The 19,205-nt window shown below is 59.7% G+C and carries 21 protein-coding genes; 13 read left to right on the forward strand and 8 right to left on the reverse strand.

Going from position 1 to position 19,205, the window contains the following annotated elements:
- Position 1: 1 nt before the first annotated feature.
- The 11 genes from A6U98_RS08260 to A6U98_RS08310 are packed head-to-tail and all read left to right on the forward strand — an operon-like array spanning position 2 to position 12,839.
- Positions 2-2,521 carry a VirB4 family type IV secretion/conjugal transfer ATPase gene (locus A6U98_RS08260; RefSeq protein ID WP_033182409.1) on the forward strand — a complete coding sequence of 840 codons (2,520 nt, stop codon included), beginning with the start codon at positions 2-4 and terminating at the stop codon, positions 2,519-2,521.
- Positions 2,499-3,674, forward strand: coding sequence for a transglycosylase SLT domain-containing protein (locus A6U98_RS08265; protein ID WP_033182408.1), 1,176 nt, complete (start codon positions 2,499-2,501; stop codon positions 3,672-3,674). The genes A6U98_RS08260 and A6U98_RS08265 overlap by 23 nt, the downstream gene beginning before the upstream one ends.
- 22 nt (positions 3,675-3,696) lie before the next feature.
- The gene (locus A6U98_RS08270) at positions 3,697-4,488 is read left to right on the forward strand and encodes a hypothetical protein (protein ID WP_033182407.1); all 792 of its coding nucleotides are present in this window, start codon (positions 3,697-3,699) and stop codon (positions 4,486-4,488) included.
- Entirely contained in the window at positions 4,485-4,688 is a 204-nt protein-coding gene (locus A6U98_RS08275) for a hypothetical protein (RefSeq protein WP_029875116.1), read from the forward strand. The genes A6U98_RS08270 and A6U98_RS08275 overlap by 4 nt, the downstream gene beginning before the upstream one ends.
- An 8-nt stretch (positions 4,689-4,696) precedes the next feature.
- Positions 4,697-5,770, forward strand: a complete 1,074-nt coding sequence (locus tag A6U98_RS08280) for a type IV secretion system protein (protein WP_033182406.1) — start codon at positions 4,697-4,699, stop codon at positions 5,768-5,770.
- A 28-nt stretch (positions 5,771-5,798) separates the two neighbouring features.
- Positions 5,799-6,533 (forward strand): VirB8/TrbF family protein, encoded by a 735-nt coding sequence (locus A6U98_RS08285; RefSeq protein WP_029875118.1) that lies wholly within the window; start codon positions 5,799-5,801, stop codon positions 6,531-6,533.
- Between the two features lie 8 nt (positions 6,534-6,541).
- A complete protein-coding gene (locus A6U98_RS08290) occupies positions 6,542-7,360 on the forward strand; it encodes a TrbG/VirB9 family P-type conjugative transfer protein (RefSeq protein ID WP_245304492.1) in 819 nt (272 codons plus the stop codon).
- An 11-nt stretch (positions 7,361-7,371) separates the two neighbouring features.
- Positions 7,372-8,709 (forward strand): type IV secretion system protein VirB10, encoded by a 1,338-nt coding sequence (gene virB10, locus A6U98_RS08295; protein WP_029875120.1) that lies wholly within the window; start codon positions 7,372-7,374, stop codon positions 8,707-8,709.
- Positions 8,706-9,755 carry a P-type DNA transfer ATPase VirB11 gene (virB11, locus tag A6U98_RS08300; protein WP_029875121.1) on the forward strand — a complete coding sequence of 350 codons (1,050 nt, stop codon included), beginning with the start codon at positions 8,706-8,708 and terminating at the stop codon, positions 9,753-9,755. The genes virB10 and virB11 overlap by 4 nt, the downstream gene beginning before the upstream one ends.
- On the forward strand, positions 9,724-12,447 hold the full coding sequence (locus A6U98_RS08305) for a type IV secretory system conjugative DNA transfer family protein (RefSeq protein WP_033182405.1): 2,724 nt from the start codon (positions 9,724-9,726) through the stop codon (positions 12,445-12,447). Before virB11 ends, A6U98_RS08305 begins: the two co-directional genes overlap by 32 nt.
- Positions 12,448-12,506: 59 nt before the next feature.
- Positions 12,507-12,839, forward strand: coding sequence for a hypothetical protein (locus A6U98_RS08310; RefSeq protein WP_029875123.1), 333 nt, complete (start codon positions 12,507-12,509; stop codon positions 12,837-12,839).
- Positions 12,840-12,883: 44 nt separating this feature from the next.
- On the opposite strand, the gene A6U98_RS08315 is transcribed toward A6U98_RS08310, so the two are convergent.
- Both A6U98_RS08315 and A6U98_RS08320 read right to left on the reverse strand, forming a co-directional pair.
- Complete coding sequence (locus A6U98_RS08315) at positions 12,884-14,272, reverse strand: hypothetical protein (protein ID WP_033182404.1); 1,389 nt, start codon at positions 14,270-14,272, stop codon at positions 12,884-12,886.
- A 9-nt stretch (positions 14,273-14,281) separates the two neighbouring features.
- The gene (locus tag A6U98_RS08320; protein WP_029875125.1) at positions 14,282-14,575 is read right to left on the reverse strand and encodes a hypothetical protein; all 294 of its coding nucleotides are present in this window, start codon (positions 14,573-14,575) and stop codon (positions 14,282-14,284) included.
- 414 nt (positions 14,576-14,989) lie between these two features.
- Here A6U98_RS08320 and A6U98_RS08325 point away from each other — a divergent pair, with 414 nt between their 5' ends.
- Positions 14,990-15,331 carry a helix-turn-helix transcriptional regulator gene (locus tag A6U98_RS08325; protein ID WP_017969115.1) on the forward strand — a complete coding sequence of 114 codons (342 nt, stop codon included), beginning with the start codon at positions 14,990-14,992 and terminating at the stop codon, positions 15,329-15,331.
- Between the two features lie 32 nt (positions 15,332-15,363).
- Here the strand turns inward: A6U98_RS08325 and A6U98_RS08330 are convergent, their stop codons facing one another.
- From A6U98_RS08330 to A6U98_RS08355, 6 genes are all read right to left on the reverse strand, one after another.
- Positions 15,364-15,909 (reverse strand): hypothetical protein, encoded by a 546-nt coding sequence (locus tag A6U98_RS08330; protein ID WP_033182403.1) that lies wholly within the window; start codon positions 15,907-15,909, stop codon positions 15,364-15,366.
- 19 nt (positions 15,910-15,928) lie between these two features.
- Positions 15,929-16,300 carry a hypothetical protein gene (locus A6U98_RS08335; protein WP_033182402.1) on the reverse strand — a complete coding sequence of 124 codons (372 nt, stop codon included), beginning with the start codon at positions 16,298-16,300 and terminating at the stop codon, positions 15,929-15,931.
- Positions 16,301-16,308: 8 nt separating this feature from the next.
- The gene (locus tag A6U98_RS08340) at positions 16,309-16,623 is read right to left on the reverse strand and encodes a hypothetical protein (protein ID WP_029875128.1); all 315 of its coding nucleotides are present in this window, start codon (positions 16,621-16,623) and stop codon (positions 16,309-16,311) included.
- Positions 16,624-16,648: 25 nt separating this feature from the next.
- Complete coding sequence (locus tag A6U98_RS08345) at positions 16,649-17,209, reverse strand: thermonuclease family protein (RefSeq protein ID WP_115156657.1); 561 nt, start codon at positions 17,207-17,209, stop codon at positions 16,649-16,651.
- Positions 17,210-17,241: 32 nt separating this feature from the next.
- Positions 17,242-17,817, reverse strand: coding sequence for a thermonuclease family protein (locus tag A6U98_RS08350; protein WP_245304493.1), 576 nt, complete (start codon positions 17,815-17,817; stop codon positions 17,242-17,244).
- 74 nt (positions 17,818-17,891) lie between these two features.
- On the reverse strand, positions 17,892-18,563 hold the full coding sequence (locus A6U98_RS08355; RefSeq protein ID WP_029875131.1) for a thermonuclease family protein: 672 nt from the start codon (positions 18,561-18,563) through the stop codon (positions 17,892-17,894).
- A gap of 128 nt (positions 18,564-18,691) precedes the next feature.
- Between A6U98_RS08355 and A6U98_RS08360 the strand changes: the two genes are divergently transcribed.
- Positions 18,692-19,090, forward strand: a complete 399-nt coding sequence (locus A6U98_RS08360) for a hypothetical protein (protein ID WP_017969122.1) — start codon at positions 18,692-18,694, stop codon at positions 19,088-19,090.
- Positions 19,091-19,205: the final 115 nt, after the last annotated feature.

Consider the following 19,205-nt stretch of genomic DNA (forward strand, 5'->3'; position numbering starts at 1 on the left):
GATGGGCACCATGGCGAGATCGTTGAAAGGGAGCTTGTCGAAAGGTTGGGAGATATTCGCCGACCGCAGCATATCGACACACGTCCCGTTCTATGTGCCGATCGAAAACGGCATTATCCGACTGAAGAACGACTGCCTGGTCTCCACAGTGCAATTGACCGGCTTTTCCTTCGAGACCGCCGATATCGAGACGATCAACATGCTGCAGCGGCAGCGGAACGCCGCTTTTCGCGCGATTTCGTCGATCGGCAATTTTGCTCTCTACACCCATGTCATCAGGCGCAAGGTAGCGCCGTCGCTGCCATCGGCGTTCGCCGATCCCTTCATGCGGCGTCTCGATGACGTCTATCAGTCGAGCATCTCCAGGAACGAGATGTTCGTCAACGACACCTATGTGTCCCTTGTTGTACGGCCCTTGTTCAAGAAGGGTTCGGCGCTCTCCCGTGTCATGGGCATCGGCGGCGATGTCGTGCGCAGGGAGCAGTTTCGTGCGATGCGCGACAAGCTTGTCGAAGCAACAAGGGCACTGGAAAAATCGCTTGCCGCCTACGGTCCGAAAGTCTTGCGAGACGTGCGGCGCGCCGAGGTCGATCTTCGCGACGGAAAGACGATCTACCGGACCATCTCCGACGACACGATGCTTGAGGAAGGCACGCGAACAATCTGGTTCTCGGAGCAATGCGAGTTCTTCTACACGCTGCTGAACGGCGGCCGTGTCCGGCCGATCCGTCTCGGCAACATACCGATCGACGAGATGCTGCCGGCGCGGCGCACGTCGATCGGCAACCGGATCATCCATCTCCAAGGCGAAACATCAGGCGATGATCGCTATGCCGCGATGGTATCGCTGAAGGAATATCCGCCCGAGACCGGCGCCGGCATGCTCGACTACATCCTCAAGCTGCCCTTCGAGATGGTGCTGACCCAGTCGATGTCGTTCATCGACGACATGGCTGCGCGCAGCCGCATCGAAAGGCTCGATCGGCAGATGTCGAAGGCCGACGAGGGCGGCTCCAGCGTGCAGGCCAATCTCGACATCGCCCGCGACGAGCTTGCGCGCAAACGCGTTGCCTTCACCGAGCATCACCTCACCATCATGCCGGTCGCAAGGACGACCGCTCAACTCGACGATGCGGTGGCGCTGACCGGAAACGAGCTTGGGGCGCTTGGCGCCTCCTATGTTCGCGAAGATCTGAACGCCGAGCCGGCTTACTGGGCGCAACTGCCTGGCAACCAGGCCTATATTGCGCGGCGCGCGCTCATCTCGACGCTCAATTGCGCGGGCTTGAGTAGTTTTCACGCCTATCCCTATGGCAAGCCGGACGGAAACCACTGGGGACCGGCGATCACCATTTTTGAGACGACCTCCGGCACGCCGTTCTTTTTCAACTTCCACCAGGGAGACGTCGGGCACACGACGGTGTTCGGACCGACGGGTTCAGGCAAGACCGTTATCATGGCTTTCTTGATTCTGCAGGCCTACCGCGTCAGCCCGCGACTGAAGACGATCGTCTTCGACAAGGATCGTGGTCTCGACATCATGGTTCGTGCGGCAGGCGGGCGATACATGACACTCGAACCCGGCGAACCGGCGGGCTGGAATCCCTTGCTTCTCGACGACACCGAGGAGAACCGCGTTTTCCTGTACCGGCTTTTGAGCTTCATGCTGAAGCCATCGAAGGAAGGCGAGAGCCTGACGCCACAGGAAGAAGCGATCATCCGTAGCGCGATCAAATCCGTCCTTAAGACGAAGGACAAGTCGTATCGTCGTCTATCCTCGCTGCGGGCGCTGCTCGCTGGAAGCGAGAGGACCGAAGGCAGTCTGATCGCACGACTCGACAAATGGATCGATCGCGGCCCCTATGCCTGGCTCTTCGACAATGCCGATGACAATTTGGATATTTCGAGGCCGATGATTGGCTTCGACATGACATCGATCCTCGACGATCCGACGGTGCGTACCGCGGCCCTCCTCTACATGTTCCATCGGTTGGACGAGGTTTATGACGGGAAGGCGCCGATCATCAACCTGATGGACGAAGCCTGGAAGCTGCTCGACGACGACGAGTTCAAGCGCACCATGAAGGACTACTTCAAGACCATCCGGAAACGGAACGGTCTGGTGATATTTGGCACGCAGTCGGCCGACGACGTCGTGCAGTCCAGCGTCAGCCGCACGATCATCGAGCAAACGTCGACCAATATCTTCTTTGCCAATCCGAAGGCCGACGAGCACTCCTACATGGAGAATTTCGGACTCTCGAGGGCCGAATTCGAATGGGTCAAGAACGGCGACCCGAGCTCGCGTTTCATGCTGATCAAGCAGGCGAAGAGCAGCGTGATCGCGCGTGTCGACATGTCCCACATGCCGGAATTCATCAAGGTCTTGTCCGGCCGGGAGGAGACCGTTCGCGAGGTCGAGATGCTGCTCGACGAATACGGAGACGATCCGAAGAACTGGCTGTCGAGATTTTGCGACTGGGAGGGAGAAGCGTCCGATGACCAACGCAAGACTTCCTGAGCTGGCGACGGCCGCCGTGCTGGCGCTGGCGACAGTGGTGGCCCCCGCCGCCACCCGCGCCCAGGTTCCGGTCATCGACAATGCCCGCCAGAAGATCCAGCAGGCGACCTTGAACTGGTACCAGGGCTATCAGGCAGATACCCGGAAACTGAAAGGCGCCTCGGGCGGAACGACGGACAGCGTGGCGCCCGGCCAAGGCTCCGGCGCACCCGCCGATTGCTCGGCAGATGACATGAGTGGCGATACCGCACCGGCGGCATCATCGCAGCGGACGCCGAGTCAGCAGGAAGTCGCTCGCATGGTCGAGGACGAGGCGATCCGCCAGGGCGTCGATCCGAATTTCGCGCTCGCTATCGCCGAACAGGAATCGCGTTTCCGACAGTCCGCGCGCTCGGCGGTCGGCGCCACTGGTGTCATGCAGCTGATGCCAGGAACCGCAGCTCAGGTGGGCGTCAATCCCTACGATACGCGCGATAATATCCGCGGGGGCGTCAAATACATCAAGCAACTCCAGGGAATGTTCGGCAGTCGCTACGACCTGATCTCCGCCGGCTACAATGCCGGGCCATATCGCCAGTCGCTGCAGAATGGTCAGATCCCGGACATTCCTGAAACCCAGGATTATGTCAAAAAGGTCTCCGCCTACTACGGCCGCAACAAGGCGCAGAATGGCGACCGAACCCCACCAGCTGGCGACAACACCGAGCCCGAAAGCGCGAGCTACGGGAACGGTTGCGGTGAGCAGCTGAAAAAGGCTGTCGATCGCAACACGCAGGCGCAGGTCGAGCACGGATCGGTCTGGAATGATCTGCTTGGGAAATCGATTGAAGCGAACCAGCAATATCTGCAGCGCCTGCAGGCCGGGCTGCAATCGTCATCGGCGAACTTGCGCGGCTCCGGTGGCGGCAATTCCAAAGATTTCGACGGCTCGCTCGTCATGGCGCAAATCCAATGCCCTTCGACGATCGTCGACACCGGCAGCACCCGCTGCTTTGCCGTGCCGTCGAGTGCCACGACCGAGCAGATCCAGCGCTGGCTCGATGACCTGCAGGAACAGGCACGCGCCGATGGCACCATCGCGACCTTTTCGGCGATGCAGGATCCCGTATTGGGCCTGGTGACGGTCGTCGATGCCAGACCGACAGCAAACTGAACGGACAAGAGAGGTTAGGCACATGAAGACATTTGTCATCGCGGCAGCCCTTGGCATCGTTGCCGTCTCGCATGCTTACGCGCAGGTCCCGGTCAAGGATTCGGAAAACATCTCGCTCAGTGAGGACATCAAGAAACTGTCGTCTGAGATCCAGCAGGACACCTCGGTCGTCAAGGACAACACGACGAAGACCTTGCAGGCGATCACCGGCGATCGCAGTCAAGATGCCAGCCAGTTTGCCAAGCTTGCGACCGGCAATGGCTTCAGCATGGGGCAAGCGCCGGATTTCGGGAGGATCCTGTCGGGAAACCAAGCCGTGTTCGGCGGCATCAGCGGTGAGTTTCAGAATACGGCCGCCAAACTTATCAACGGCCTCAACCTGGTGAAGATGGTGGTCGATACCGTCAAGGGTGGAGAGCTCTCCGGCGCCAACCAGGCCTATTCGCAAGGGGTCAATGCCTTGACGACGATGACGGCGCTGACGGATGCGATGAACAGCGCCACCAAGGATCGGCAGAACTCGTTCATGCAGGCAACCGAGAAGATCGGCACGGCTCAGGATCTGAAGGGTGCGCTCGAACAAAACACCCAGATGGTGCTGCAGGGCAATCAGACCGCCAATGAGGCCGTTGGTTCCCTCAACAACCAGGTCATGCTTTTAAACCAGCAGTACAAGGCGGCGCTCGCCACCTCGTCGCAGAACCTCAAGACCTTCGCACCCCTTCCCGACAGCGTGATGCGTGATGGGGGCGGGGAGCAGCAGGGGGCCTCGGTTCGAGATCAGTTGAAGGCGTTCCAGGAGCAGGAGCAGTGAGGCTGACCCTCATCCTGGCATTTTGTTGCGCGGCCCTCACTGGCTGCGGCGGCAAATACGAACAACTGGCGAAATGCTCGGCCGACGAAAACCCGGTGCCGGCGCTCGGCTACGATAGAGCGCCGCAACCAGCGCGGCCGGAACAGGCGCTGGCGAGAGCCGTCACGGATGATTGCGGCCCGATGCGGCCTGTCAATTAGGATGCGACATGGATCCAGTCAGCTACGCGATCAATTTCTATGGCGATGCGCTCAGATATTTCGACAAGATCAACGAAGCCTCCCTTGAACGGGCCTGGGGCCTGTTTGCTCAACACAGCAATCTTGTCTCAGCCATCCTGGCGATCTTCCTGATCCTCTACTTCCTCTGGGGCGCACTCGGACTGTCTGCTGTCTCCCTCCAGGATATGGCGGTGACAGGTTTCAAGATCGCGCTGGCTTACGCCTTGGTCATGTCCTGGGCTACCTTCTACGACAATATCGGCCAGTTCGTGCTGTCGACGCCACAGGATCTCGGTTCGGCTATTTCCTCGGCAATGGGCGGCCAGTCGGCCGGTTCCGATCTGGCCCAGCAGGTCGCCAGCATGGCACGCAAGGTCTACGACTTCGCCATGCAGCTTTTCAATTCTTACGAGTCGGGATGGCTGCCGAATGTTACTGGCGCCGTGGTCGTGTTCATTGTGCTGGTGTTCGGTCTGCTGCCGATGCTGCTCATCCTCACCGGCGTCACGCTGTTTGCCAAGATGATCACCGCCGTCATGCTGGCGATCGGGCCGATCGCGATCCTCTGCCACTTCTTCGGCACCACGCGATTTGTCTTCGACGCGTGGGTGAGGGGCGTCGCCTACGGCATGTTCATGCTGCTCTTCACCTACATCATGGCCGGCCTGTCCTTCGGTTTTCTAATCGGCATGATGGACACCATCAACGGTGACATGGCGACCAAGGAAAATGCGCTGGCGATCGTGCTCGCCATGGTGCTTTACCTGGCGCTGATCTCCTATTTCATTTTTCAGGTGCCGGATTTCGCCAGAACCTTTTCCTACGGGACGGCAATTTCGGGCGTGCCGGGTGGAGGCGGTTTCGATACCGGTTACAGCGCCGCGCGCAGAACACTCGCATCCAGCAATTCGAGGGCCGGGCAGGCGGGAGCCGTCGCGCTTGGCATGCTGGCTGGACCGAGAGGCGCCGTGACGGCGGCCGCACTTGCCGGCCGCGGTAGTGTGGCAGGTGTCGGTGCGCTTGGCCGGATGCTGACCAATCGCCGCCGCAACAGCGAGTGAACGAGACACCGTTATTCGAGGGCAACACTTGGCATTGTTCAGAAGACAGACAACACCTGCGCCGACCGATCATGTCCCCGGGCCGCAGGAAATCTATGACCGGCACTTGTCCTGGGGCGAAAAGAACCGCTCGCTTCGGACCTTGATCGGTCTGATCCTGCTTGTGTTCGCGGTGGCCGGCTGGGCTATCGCCGGGATACTCTCATTTTCGGTGGCACAACTCTTCCCGCTTGTCCGCACCGAGGTCGTACCCCTGATCGTGGACAAGAACACCGGCTACATGGAGACGGTGACGACGCTCGACAAGGATCGGTCGAGCGTCTCGGAAATCCAGGCCGTTCGAGCCTCCTTCGTCGGCAACTACGTCATCCGCCGCGAGACCTACGACCCCCGCTATCTCTCGGATAACTTCGACATGATCGCGCTCTGGTCGGAACCGAACTCGGACGCCTTCAAGGAGTATGAGGCGTGGATGAACCCAAGCAATCCACGAGGGCCCGTGAAGACGCTTGGTGCCACCGGCGACATCCAGCCGGAAATCCTCTCGGTCAATCCTCTCAATGCCTCGACCATGGCGGTCCGATTTGAGACGCGGGAGCGCCAGCGCGGTGGCGACGTCGTCAATCGTTGGTCTGCCACGGTGCGCTACCGGCAGATCAATCTTCCCGCCAGCAACCGGGTTCGTCTGTACAATCCGCTGGGCTTTGTCGTCACTGAATACGCGAGGGTTCCGGAAACCATGCCGTCGGGGCCCGCCCAATGATGAAATGGATGGCGGCGCTCTCATTCTTACTGCTGCTGGGAACCACGGTCGGTCATGCCGAACTGGTTGCACGTCCGGGAAGGGTCGATCCTCGGGTGCGCTCGCTACCCTATTCGGCTGAACAGGTTTTCCTGGTGACCGGCACCTACGGGATGGTGACGACGATCCTCTTCGGCACGGACGAAGAGATCACCCAGGTCGTTGCCGGCGACACTGTCTCCTGGCAGATCCTCACCTCGGCCGACCGGCGTTCCCTGACCTTGAAGCCAATGGAAAAGGACGCTTCGACCAATCTCTCCGTTGTGACCACCAGGCGGACCTACTCCTTTGATCTGCGGGTCAACGACAGCAAGGCGATCCAGAACCAGACCTTCAAGCTGCAGTTCACCTATCCCGAAGATGCCGGGCTGAAGGGGACTGCCGAGCTTTGGAAACAGGCGCAGGATGCTGCGCGCAATCCGAACCTCAAGAACATCCGTCGCGACAAGGTCAACTACGACTATGGCTTCAAGGGAAGCGATGCGGCAAAGCCGCTCTGGGTGTTTGACGACGGATTGAAGACCTTCATGAAATTCACCGGCGACATTCCGGCGATCTTCATCGTCGACCGGAAACGCCGCGAGAGCCTCGTGAACTACCGCCGCGAGGCCGATTACATCGTCATCGATACCGTCTCGCGGCAGTGGTCGCTGCGCTATGGCACCGAGGACGAGACCTGCCTGTTCAATCTGCGAACTGTTCCCGCCGATATTCCGGCGCCGATCGAAGGTGCGGTTGCGCCGAAGCGGATCGGTGCCGGCGGTCCCCCGCAACAAGCTCAACACTAGGAAAGCGCGCCATGTCGGATCCAAATTATCATTCGCTCGACACCGACAGCGCCATTGGCGGTCCGGTCCGGAGGAGCAGCGTTGGTCTCATGCGGCCGATCGCGGTTATCGCGGCCATCGCCGGCGTCGGCGTCGTCCTTTATTTTCTGCTTGCCGGCGGCGAGCAGCAGCCGGCGATCGACACGACGCCGCGCGAGGAGTTCCGTCCGGTCCAGACACCCAGGAACGAAGGGTTCAGAACGCCGGCCCCGCCTCCTTTGCCGACGGTCGTCGTTCCGGAAGCGCCGCCGCCACCCCCTCCGCCGCCGCCAGCGCCCGTCGTTCCGGCGGCTGCTCCCGTTTTGCCACCGGCCGAGGTCGACTGCACCAGAGGCAAGAACCCGGACAATCCCCGCTGCATCGAGCTCGCACGGCAAGCCAAGCTGCTGGAGCGTGTTCGCTCTTCCGCCATGGTCTTCGATCAATCGGATCAGAGGAACGGCGCGGCACGGGCCTCGACCGACGTCACGGGTGCGGGACTGTTCGGCGCCAGTGATTCGTCCGGGGCGCAAACGGCAGCAGCGTCAAACGGCGGCGGCGCGGTCGACAATGATCGTGCTTTCCTGAAGGCGATGGGCGGGCAGGGTGTGGACGTTTCAGTGGCAACCGAGAACCGCCGCACGGACGCCTGGATCCCGCAGGGCACGATGATCCGCGGCACGCTGGAGACGGCGATCAATTCAGACCTCGCCGGCATGGTGAAGGGGATTGTACGGGAAGACGTCTATTCGTTCGACGGCCGGCGCATCCTCATACCGGCAGGCTCGTCCCTAATCGGCGATTATAAATCCGGGGTCGAGCGGGGGCAGGAGCGGATCCTGATTGTCTGGACACGGATGATCCGCGGAGACGGCGTTTCGGTGCAGCTCGGCTCCTATGGCACCGATCGGCTTGGGCGCTCGGGCATGACGGGTGTCGTCGACCGCAAGTATTGGGAACGGTTCGGGCCGCCGGCGATGATGACGTTGATTGGTGGCGCCACTCAGTACATCGCCCAGCTCGGCCAGAAGCAGGACCGCAATATCACGATCGTCAACACGGATGGAACGGTGACCAGCATTCCTCAGGATAATGGAAGCACGTCACAGGATCGTGCCCGCGAAATTGCTGCCGAGACGATTGCGTCCGGCATCCAGCAGCTGGCGTCAGAAGCTTTCCAGGACAGCCGCAACATCCGGCCGACGATCCACATTCCTCAGGGCTCCGACATCAATGTCTTCGTCACACGCGATCTCGACTTCGCCGGGCTTTATCCGGATCCGGTCCGCGAAGAGTTTGAGAGACTGCGCAGAAGGAAGCTTGGCAAATGAACGCGCGCCCGTCGATTTCTGCTGAGCAGCATTTTCTGTCTGAGGCCATCGAGCCGATCCGACCGTTCCTCGACGATCCCGGCGTGGTTGAGATTTCCTGCCAGCGCAGCAATGAGATCTGGCTCGAGCGTATCGGCCAGCTCAGCATGATGAGGCAGCAAGTCGACGGCCTCGACCAGGAATCAATCCGCCATATGGCATCGCGCGCCGCCTCGTTCACCAAGCAGACGGTCAACGCTGAACATCCGCTCCTATCGGCGACGCTCGTCAATGGCGAGCGCGTGCAGTTCGTGCTGAACCCGACTTCCGCGACGGGCCACGCCTTCTCCATCCGCAAGCAATTCATCCGCCGGTTCGATTTGAACGACTATGAGAAGGCTGGCGCGTTCCGCTTCACCAAGGTGACGGGAGACGACTATATCGACGACGTCGATATCGAGCTGTCGCGGCTGCTGCGGGCCGGCAAGGTTCGCGCCTTCCTGGAGCTCGCGGCAATCAATCACCGCAGCATGCTGATTTCGGGCGGCACCTCCACCGGCAAGACGACGTTTCTGAATACGATGCTCACCGCCATTCCGAACCATGAGCGGTTCATCCTCATGCAGGACACGGCTGAGCTGGAGCCGCTACAGGAAAACGTCGTCTCGCTGCTGGTCTCGAAGGGTGGCCAGGGCGAGGCAAGGGTGACGATGGGCGATCTGCTGGCCACGGCGCTCCGTCTCAGACCGGATCGGATCTTCATGGGCGAGCTGCGCGGCGACGAGGCCTTCGACTTCCTGAATGCGATCAATACCGGGCATCCCGGTTCAATGTCGACGATCCATGCAAACTCGCCGCACCACGCCTTCAACCGGCTGTCGACGCTGGTACTCAACAGCAATGTGCGCATGGAGCGCGACGACATCATTCGATACATCCGCTCGATCATCCCGATCGTGGTCCAGTTGAAGAAGAGTGATGCCGCCGGCGGCCGCGGCGTCAGCGAGATCTACTTTGCCGACGAGGTGGACGAAAATGGCAAGCGTATCCACGCACACCGAGACTGACCGCCCGAAATGGACGGGCCTGCAGCGGGCATCGTTGTTCACCTTGCCGATCGCACTGCTCGGAATCGTTCTCCTGTGGCTCGCCTTCTTCACGCTGATCTACGACGCCTACATCACCTCGTTCGGATCTTCGTCCTACTTCGACTATGTCGCACAAGCGCGCTGGATCGACGCCGTGCGCTATACCTGGTCTATCATCCATGTCCGCAACACGGTCGGAATTTCGCTGCTGGCCTTCGTGGTTGCCTTGCCGTTCCTGTTTTTCTTGGCTTGCCTCTGGATGCTGAAAGGCGGCAGGGCGTTGTCGCGCAAGATCCTCTACCTGCTGCATGTCCGGTCGATGTTCAGCCTGATCGCCCATACGGCTCTCATCTTCGCCGCCGCCTATGCCGGCGTCATCGTCTACGGCGTGGCCTTTTATCTCGTTGCCACAAAGGCCGGTGAGCATGCCGAGATTGCCAGCTACTACGGCAATCATCTGGCCGCGATGTATCAGGCTCCTTTCGGCGCAATCGATGCAGCCGGCGCCTATCAAAAACCCTCCCGGCAGACGGTGCTCGCCGCGCTCGCCGGTCTCGCTGCCGCCGGTGCCATCGTCGGATTTCCGATCGGCGCGGCAATTCAGAAACGCCAGCGGATGATCATGGGAAAGGCACGCCTCGCAACCTTGAAGGACGCAGCCGATTTTCGGCTGCGCGACAAGCACGGCATCGTTCTCGGACTGAAGCAGGGATTGCTGCTGCGCAACGACGGCGATCAGCACGTCATGGTCATCGGTTCGCCGGGACAGGGCAAATCGCGCGGCTTCGTCATCCCGACGATGATGAGTTTTCAGGGATCGCAGGTCGTCCTCGACATGAGCGGCGAGCTCTTCGAGGAGACCTCCGGTTATCTCAAGGACAAGGGGTACGAGGTCTTCCTGCTCGCTCCGGGCTCGAAGTTCACCGACGGCTACAATCCCCTCGACCTGATCAGTGACGAGCCGAACCAGCGGATTACCGACCTGCAGAAGCTTACGCAAATGCTTCTGCCGGAACGTCTGCGATCGGATTCCTCCGACTTCTGGGAGGAAAGCGCCAGGATCCTGTTGACGGCCATGCTCGGCTTCGTGCTCGAATGCCCCGACACCCGCAAGTCGCTCAGCGAGCTCTATCGCATTCTCAATTCGATGTCGGACGAGCGCAAGGCGATCATCCAGCTATTGGAAAACTATGAGCCGGTTCTCTCCGACCAGACCCGGATGCAGCTCACCAAATTCGCCGGGCGCCATGAAAAGCTCGGGGAGGGGATCGCCGCGGAGATCGTCGCCAAGCTCAATTTCCTGCAGAACCCGCTGGTGGAAGCGCTGACCTCGATCACCACAATCCCGATCGGCACCATCAGAAAGCGGAAGATGGTGATCTACATCCAGGCCGACTGGAACGCCATGCAGATCTATGAGCGGCTGATCTCGATGTTCATCCAGCAGATGGCCGACAAGCTCGTGCAGATGGGACCGTTGCGCAACCGTGAGCATGAAGTGCTGATGATGCTCGACGAATTCGGCAATGGCGGCCGGATCGATACGGTGCTGACGCTCGCCCCGCTGATCCGCAAGAATGGCGTGCGGTTCGTCTTCATCCTCCAGGACGGCGCCCAATTGGAGCGGCTGTACCAGCGCTCCGGCCAAAAGATCCTGATGGGCGCTTCGACGATCAAGCTGTTCATGAATTTCCAGAACCAGGAAGATGCGACCGCTGTCTCGATGGCTGCTGGCAAAACGACGGAGTGGGTCGAACAATCGTCTTATTCGCATCGCCACGGCCGAAGACAGCGATCGATCTCGAAGGTGCCGGTCTCGGTCGATCTTCTTCCCGTCAACACGCTGATGATGATGAAGCCGGAAGAGGCGATCCTGCAGGTCACCGGTATGCCGCTGATGCGCATCATGAAGCTCGATTCCGGCGGCGAGCGGATGTTTTCGAAAGTGCGGAAGTTCAAGCCGGCGAAAAGGCCTTGCATTGAGCCGGTTGAATGGACGATCGACGACAGCAAGTCCGCTGCGGCGGCCCCGGCCTCGACAGGCACTGACAACGACGCCGTGCGCTTCGTCGTCAAGGATGGTGTCCGCCACGTCTACATTTCCTCGCTCGACGAGCTGCGTCATCGCCTGGATCTCGACGAGACGCGCGAGGCCGGTGTGGCGGAGGAGGAGGTACAGGCGGAAAAGAAGAAGCAGTCGGGAGACAAGCAAAAGGGGGATTCGGCGAGCGGGCAACGAAAGTGCGGCATACCCAAAACGCCTGGAGCCGCTCGCGAGAGTGACATCGGTCTCGATATCGACGAGGAGAAGCTCAGCCGCAATGTCTATTCGGGCTCACCGGCACATCGGAGCGTTCGAGCCAAACAGGCCAATGGTCCGTCGGATCAAAGCGGCCCTCGGCCTGCTGCAACTGTTCTTCGGCGGCAGGAGGTCAGAGACGTATTCGGGGCAGATCTTACCGCGTTGAACGAGGTGATCTTCCAGCAGGCCGAAGAGAACGCGCTTGAGCCGGTCGAGCTGAACGCGGATGTCGAGCTCTTGATAGAGAGCCTGTCGGATCGGCTCACGGAGGACAGCTCGAGAGCCTACCTGCGCCAGTTCGCTAGCTTAGTGCGGGATCCGCTGGGCGAGGATCGGGAGCAATCTGAGTCCGAGGCGCATGCTGAGTAGATGCGACGTCGCCCGCAACGACGCAACACTGCGTCCCCATCCGCCAGGGAAAACGATACATGGGTGAGATCCGACATTTCTTACACGGCGATATTTCAAATAATGGTCATCTCGAACGAATTGTCGCTGCCGCCAAGGCTGACGCCGGCTTTTGGCTGATGGTGAAGGAGCGCGAGATGGAAAGGCAAACGATCGGAGCCGAAGTTGACCTGGAGGGCGATGGTGAGGATGCGATCGACAAGTCGGCGCCGGCGAGGTTGACGCCCACGATCACAGAGCTGGCTGACGACCTCGTCTCGCGCATGTTCGGAACTTGCCCACCCGAGGTACTGGTGATCATCCAACAGGCGCTCCTCGATGCCGCGAGAGTCGAACTGAGCGCTGTCCGGTGAAGGCCAATCAAACGCTGAGGAAAACGGCGATCATAAATTGATCTTCAGGTCAGGATGTCGTCATCGGATGTCGGGGAAGTGTCGTATCCAGGCCGACGAACCTGATCGATCACCCAGTCTTGTAGCCGCCTGGCGGTGTCTGCGGCCTTCGCCTCAGTGAGATCCTTGGGAGAAATCCCAAAGATCGGCCCGAGATGCTTCATGCGCGGCAAAGTCCTTTCCTTCGCCTCTCGATATTCGTCGGTCTCCATCCCAAAGGCTTCGATAATGAGGGTCACCGAGATGGATCCTCCATATGTTGCCTCTAACATGAAGTCCGGCCTGCACAGACCGGCGGGAGTCTCTGATGCGAACAGCGGCTTGGTGATCTTGATGCGAAGGTCCGGTACCGCGTCGAAAAGAGCTTGCTGCAGCCAGAACAACAGATGCGAAACGTCTCTTTCGAATCCCGATTCCACCGGAAAGAGCGTGTCGCCGTTATAAACCGGCTGCGCATAGGCCTGGATCGCCCGCACGGGTCCCTCGTCATCGTCCTGAAAATCGACGTTCAGCAAGGTCAGGAACGGACCTCTGAGTGTGGGATCGCCACGCAATGGCTGGCGGACTGTACCGAGCACATCGATCTTTCTCAAGGACGATGCCGGCATGATCGCCTGCGCCGACACGGTTTTGACAAACAGCAACATAAAGCCGGTTCGCCGAAGGCTCTCCGGCCAGTCGGGACGAGAGGTCCAGAGCAATCGCTGCCAACGACTATCTGGATCCCAGTAATCCGCGGCCCATGTCGACATCAGCGCGTTGAGCGTCCAGGTCCGCAGCACCCTGAGCTCCCGCGCGGCGGAACGTATCCCTGAGAGCTGACCTCCTAGTGCAAGTTCGAGATTGTCCTGCAGCGCAGGGATAACATTCGTGCCTGCCTTGTCCAGCATCCGCCACAGGATGCTCGCAAGTCTGGAAGGACGGTCGTTTCGTTCCCTCGATCGGGTGGGATCATCCTCCGAGATATCAGCAAGACGGTTGGGAATGGCCGGAAGGGCGTCGATATAGCTGCGCTCGGATTTTGGCAGCGGGCGAATCTGATAGCGACGGTCGAACAGAGGCGGAGCAGCGTCCTTGTCCACATGGAACGGGCATGTCTGCGCATGGTTTGGACGCTCTTCATTTTGTTGGGGGTCCGCCTCCTTCGAGGTCAGTCGTCGCAGCGTAAATGTACGCTCCTGTTGGATCGGTGCGAGCAATGGCTGCAAGCCAGCGGCGAGGCAATCGCATTCAATCCAGCCGTCCATCACTTTGGCGCGTTTGATGACCGAAAGCGCAATAGCCTCATCTTCCTTGGATGCAGCGTTGCCATACCAGGCACGCAACGCGGTTGCCTCTCGGTCGGACAGGTCGGCAACTGGATGCGCTGGACTGTTGCGAACGACGATCCGCATGCCAGACCTTCAATAGCCGAGGAGCCAGAGCCGATAGCCGAGGTATCCCACACCGGCGGCGGCGCTTGCGGCGATGATCGTCTCTCCCCAAGCTCGGATGTTCCAAGCCCTGCCTTTGTCGATGCGCGAACCTTCGAGCACAGCCGAAAGGAAGGCATAGATCGGGATCATCATCGCGTAGCCCACCGTGAGACTGTCTCGGATTACGATGCAGGCGAGGAGGAAAACAAATCCGAAAACCAGGGTCGCCAAACATAGCCGCTGCAAGTCAAATCGGTAGCCACGCTTTTTAAGCGACGTCATCGAGTGCCTCCTTCGAACCCAGTCTCGAAAAATATAACTGCAGTATAAGTGGCGGGCAAGCTACGGCAAGGGGTTCGGATCTATGGAGGGAACTATCCATGAGGATTCGTGCCAATTGAAGACGGTGCCCCAACTACGGGGCTCAGTGACCCGAGGAGGCTCTGCCATCCTCTTGCAGGGCGTGATCGTCGCGGTGTAAGACGTGTAACAAAGTTGTGAATGCTTGGATGCAAGAGATAGGCAACAAAGGGTTTACGCTTGGTCATCATGGTCTCTAGCCGGCGTCAGGCATTGGATGAGCAGTAGAATACCAAACAAATCCCCGGCCAGCAGCTGTGGCAGTACCCTCTGTAGGCGGGATAATACGTTTGCTGGTCCCGTATCGAGCACATCTTCCGCCAGGGAAGGCGTTTCATGTCGCGTGTGAAAGACGATCAGTCCGGCAACGCAGTGGGCGTCTCGATGTTGAAGGCACTATCGTTTCAAGAAAGGCTGGCAATCGGCCTGCGCCGATTGAAGGCCGAGCGCGGCCTAACGAACAAGGATCTGGCCGAACAACTCGGCGTATCAGAGGCCTATATGTCGCAAGTGACCCGCTGCATGCGTGACGTCAAGCTGTCGACGCTCGACAAGATGCAGCGGGAGTGGAATGTCATTATCGAGGATTTGCTCAGAGTCACCGAAGACGATCTCTCTCTGATAGAAGCGTTGAAAGCCCGCCGTGGGAAGAAAAAAGCTCCCGAGACCGCGACCTGATTTTCTCCTTCATAGCGTGGGATCGGCCCGGACTAGTGATCGAGGTTAAACCAGAACCTTTCCTTCATGCCTTGGTCATTCGGGATATCAAAGAAATAGGGATCAGCGCGCCGCGGTCGCGGGGTGGCAACTTGCTGGATGCAGCCATCATGGCCGTTGCCGAAACTGCGCTCTATCGTCATACCTGACTGTCTCGTGTGGGCATTGCGCTCCATCGGTGATCGGCAGACATCGACTGTTTTGATGCACTGGTCGGGCTCGCCGCGCCAGCCACCGTCGCCTTGCGAGCTATAGCCGACCGTCGTTCCGGCCGGGCAATCCTCGTAGTTTTCCCGCCCCGGCTTGCCGGCCTTAGCCTCATGGCAAATCGGCCAGGAAAATCCCGGGTCCTTCATCGCGGCAATGAGCCTTGTCATAGGTGGAACGCAATAGGCAACGCCGTGCCATGACGGATTTTTTGATGCCGAACACAACAGAACCTGGCATCCCCACGAGGCGTCCTCGGCTTTTGCGCCGCCGACCGGGGTTCCAAGGGCTGTACCTATCAATGTTGCGACGAGAATCACCAACGGTCTCATAATTCGCCTCCGTTATCGACTACTGGATTTGCGCCCAGGCACCGTCGATCCTCCCAAAGGAAAGCACGCCCGGTTGCGCCGAGCCGGCAAAGGTGCCTGACGTTGTTGTGATGATGCCGGTACAGGTGACGCCAGGTATTGCCTCGCGCGGCTTGCACTCCGAGATCCTGATTGAAGGGCCTGACTTCGCGATTGCAGCACTTGCCTCTTCGTCACTCGGAGCGTCCACGGGCAACGGTTGCTGGGCCGACTCCTTCAGTCGGACGATCTCTTTTTCCAGGCCTGCGATATGACCGGTTCGCGCCAGCTCACTGATCGCATATCCTCCCGCTGTTCCAGCAAGGAGGGCGATGGCGGCAGCAATCACCCTGGTATCGGGACGCTTGGCCATCGGGAACCTCAATACCCCTCGATGCCCAGTCGCTTGAGGACAGCAACCGGATCGGTCTCGCAGACCTTCTTCCAGTCCGCATGCTTGGCGCAGGCGTAAGCGTATTGGCTAAGGTCTGCCGATGACAGGTCGGCAAGCCTGTTGCCAATTGCTTTCCATTGCTGCACGTCCGTCGGATCGCAGCCGGCGCCGCCCGCGCCGCAAAAGTCCGGATCACGCTGATCGGTCAGATTAGGAGTGGCGCTATCTTGCGCGCCGCTCGCGACCGGAGCGAGGACGAGCAGGATTGCCGCGGCAACGACGGAACAATAGATGCGGTTCATTCAATCTCCTTACACGTTTTTGAGTTTACCGAGCCGCTTGGGTAACAGGCAAAGGCAGGGGCAGGCCCGTCTCGGCTTCTGGTGATTGGCCGTCCGGCTTCTCTGCGGCCACAGTCGATGCGGTGTAAAGCCAAGGGGGAAGCAGGTCCGGTGACGACCAGACTCCAAAGCCCAGCCCCCTGGCTTTCCGCTCAATATCGAAATATGCAGGGACTTGTGGCTCGTTGCGGTAGTTGAATGCGTAACCGATACCCTCCGCAATTGCCGTTGCTGCCAGATTTATTTCGCCGACAAAGCAATGAGCGATCAGGATCTTGTTGGTGTCGCGGCCAATTGGCGCGCAGTTGACGTTCTGCCCAAGTGTCCGGAGGATCATCCAGGCACGCGAAACCTGACCGGCGGGCCACTCCACGCCATCGCTCGTTGCGGTCTGCTCAAGGCGAGGGGCTTCATACCCAGCCAGGCGGACGATCTGTCGGCTCTTGACGAATTCGAACGTGGTCGCGTCAACGACCTGAACCTTGCCGTAGATCTGACGCGGCACATCGGACGGGCGGCTTTGCGCAAGCAACGCCGTCGGGACCATTACGAGCCATAGTATCGAGGCAGCCGCAACTCTCATTGTTGTGCCCCCGCCTGTTGTTGGAGAACGGAAACCGGATGCGGTAGGTCCGAATAGGCCCAGAGTCCGGCGCGCGCCGAACGTGCAGATTCCTCCGCAGCCCGGTAACCTGGAACAATCAGTCGCCCCGCGCTGTCGACGGCGGCAAATCCCCAACCTTGGGCAATCATATAGGTTGCCAGGTCGTACCGATGCCGGCCTGTCGTCGTTTGGCATGCGACGACCGCGTTGTTCTGGTCGAGATTTTTGATGGTCGCGCAGACGGGCCTCGTGTCTCGGATCAACGCCTGCGCCATGACCAGATCGAGCTCTCCGCAATCCCGGACAACGCCGGCAGAGACGGTGACGTTGGTTCCCCGGAGACAGGCCTGCAGACCATAGAGGCGATAGCGTCGGCCGCCGGAGATCCAGGTGTCGCCCGTCTCGAATTGTGCCTCCGTCGGAAACGGAACGAATTCGGGTTGGACGCGACCAGCGTCAACGGCCGAGGGAATGTCGGTTTGCGATGCCTGAACAGGGACGACCGATGGCGAGAAATGCGGTTCGCGCGCGACATTGCCGTCGGCGAGCATCGGCATGATTGTCGTGGCAGCACAGACACCGGAAGCTGTGATCGTCGAAATGAACATAAGAAGCCCGATCCGCATCAATTGGTCGACGGATTGACCGGGTGGTAAGGATGGGTGAACTGGCCGTTTGCCCAGATTCCGGCCTGCTCACCGCGTGCGGTTTCCTCGGCTTGCAGGTATTCCGGGAAGACAGGCCGACCGGCGCGGTCACGGGCAGCGAACGCCAAGCCCTTGCGGATGAGCGCTTCGGAGAGCGATCGAACCGCGCCATTCTCGACGAAAAAACATTCAGCAAAACGCACGGTCGGTCTGCCGGGATTTTGCGCGAAAACGTGGCAAGGAAATGCGTCGCCGGCACCTGCCTTTGCCTCATCGAGCGTCGCAGTCATGCCGGCAAGCGAAATCATCGCACAGGTCGTCGGCATTCCGGCAAACTCCAGTGGCTCGGCCGAGAGGCAACCCTGGACGCCGGCTAGTTTGATCACGTCACCATCGGCGCCGAGAAAGGCGCTGCCGCTCAGCGCGGCCTTTGGGCTAACAGTTTGCAGATCAAGTCGGGACGCGATCGATGAGATGTCCAGCGGTATTTGTGGGCCAGGAATCAAATCCCGGCCCTCTGCGTAGGCGTTCTGATAATAGCCGACAAAATCCGAGACCGTGTCGGCCCGCGCGGCAGAGGGCAGGGCGATCAAGGCATTGAGAAGGGTGCAAAAGAGGAGGCGGTCGAACCGCCGAGCGCCATTGTTCATCCTCGCATCCGTCACCTGTTGACTGTTTCGAGCATGCACGAAATTATACTGCAGTGCAAGTCTGGAAAATGGCCTTGGATTGCAGTATGTGTTGTTGGACACTGGAAACGTGCAGATGGAGAAGGGTAATGTCCGCGGCAAGAAAGGCGCTCAGGGTTGTTGTCTTCCCGTTTCGGGCGGCATGGTTCTTAATATTGATCGCGAACTTTTTGGTCGTCTCGGCCGTCTGCCTTCTTGTCGCGTCCCTTCTTGCATACGGCGTTGCCCTGGCCTTTTCGTATGCCTTTCTGCCGGCAGAATGGACGCAAACGCTGTGGCGATGGGTGGTCGATCTTTATGTTCAGTCTTCCTGGTTCAAAGCTGCCACGATCGCTTTCTTCATATTCTTGCTCTTGCCCGTCCTCCGATTTTGGCTGGCGAGGGATCCGGTTGCGGATGTAGCCCGAGAACGCGAGATCACCAGGCTGAATGATGATCTGATTGCCGCGCGGCGGCAGGAACAGTTGCGAGCCAAATTTCGGGCCTAAAGGAGAGGCAGCTGGCACGTTTGCAGGGCGCCGGAGCCCACAACGTCCTTGTCTCCAAATTCTGAGGCTGTCGGCCGCCACTGCGATGGAAGATAGTTTGCAGCGGCGGTGACTT

Origin of the sequence: Rhizobium sp. WYCCWR10014 (genome assembly GCF_001657485.1) — a bacterium.
In the GTDB taxonomy this organism is placed as follows: Bacteria; Pseudomonadota; Alphaproteobacteria; order Rhizobiales; family Rhizobiaceae; genus Rhizobium.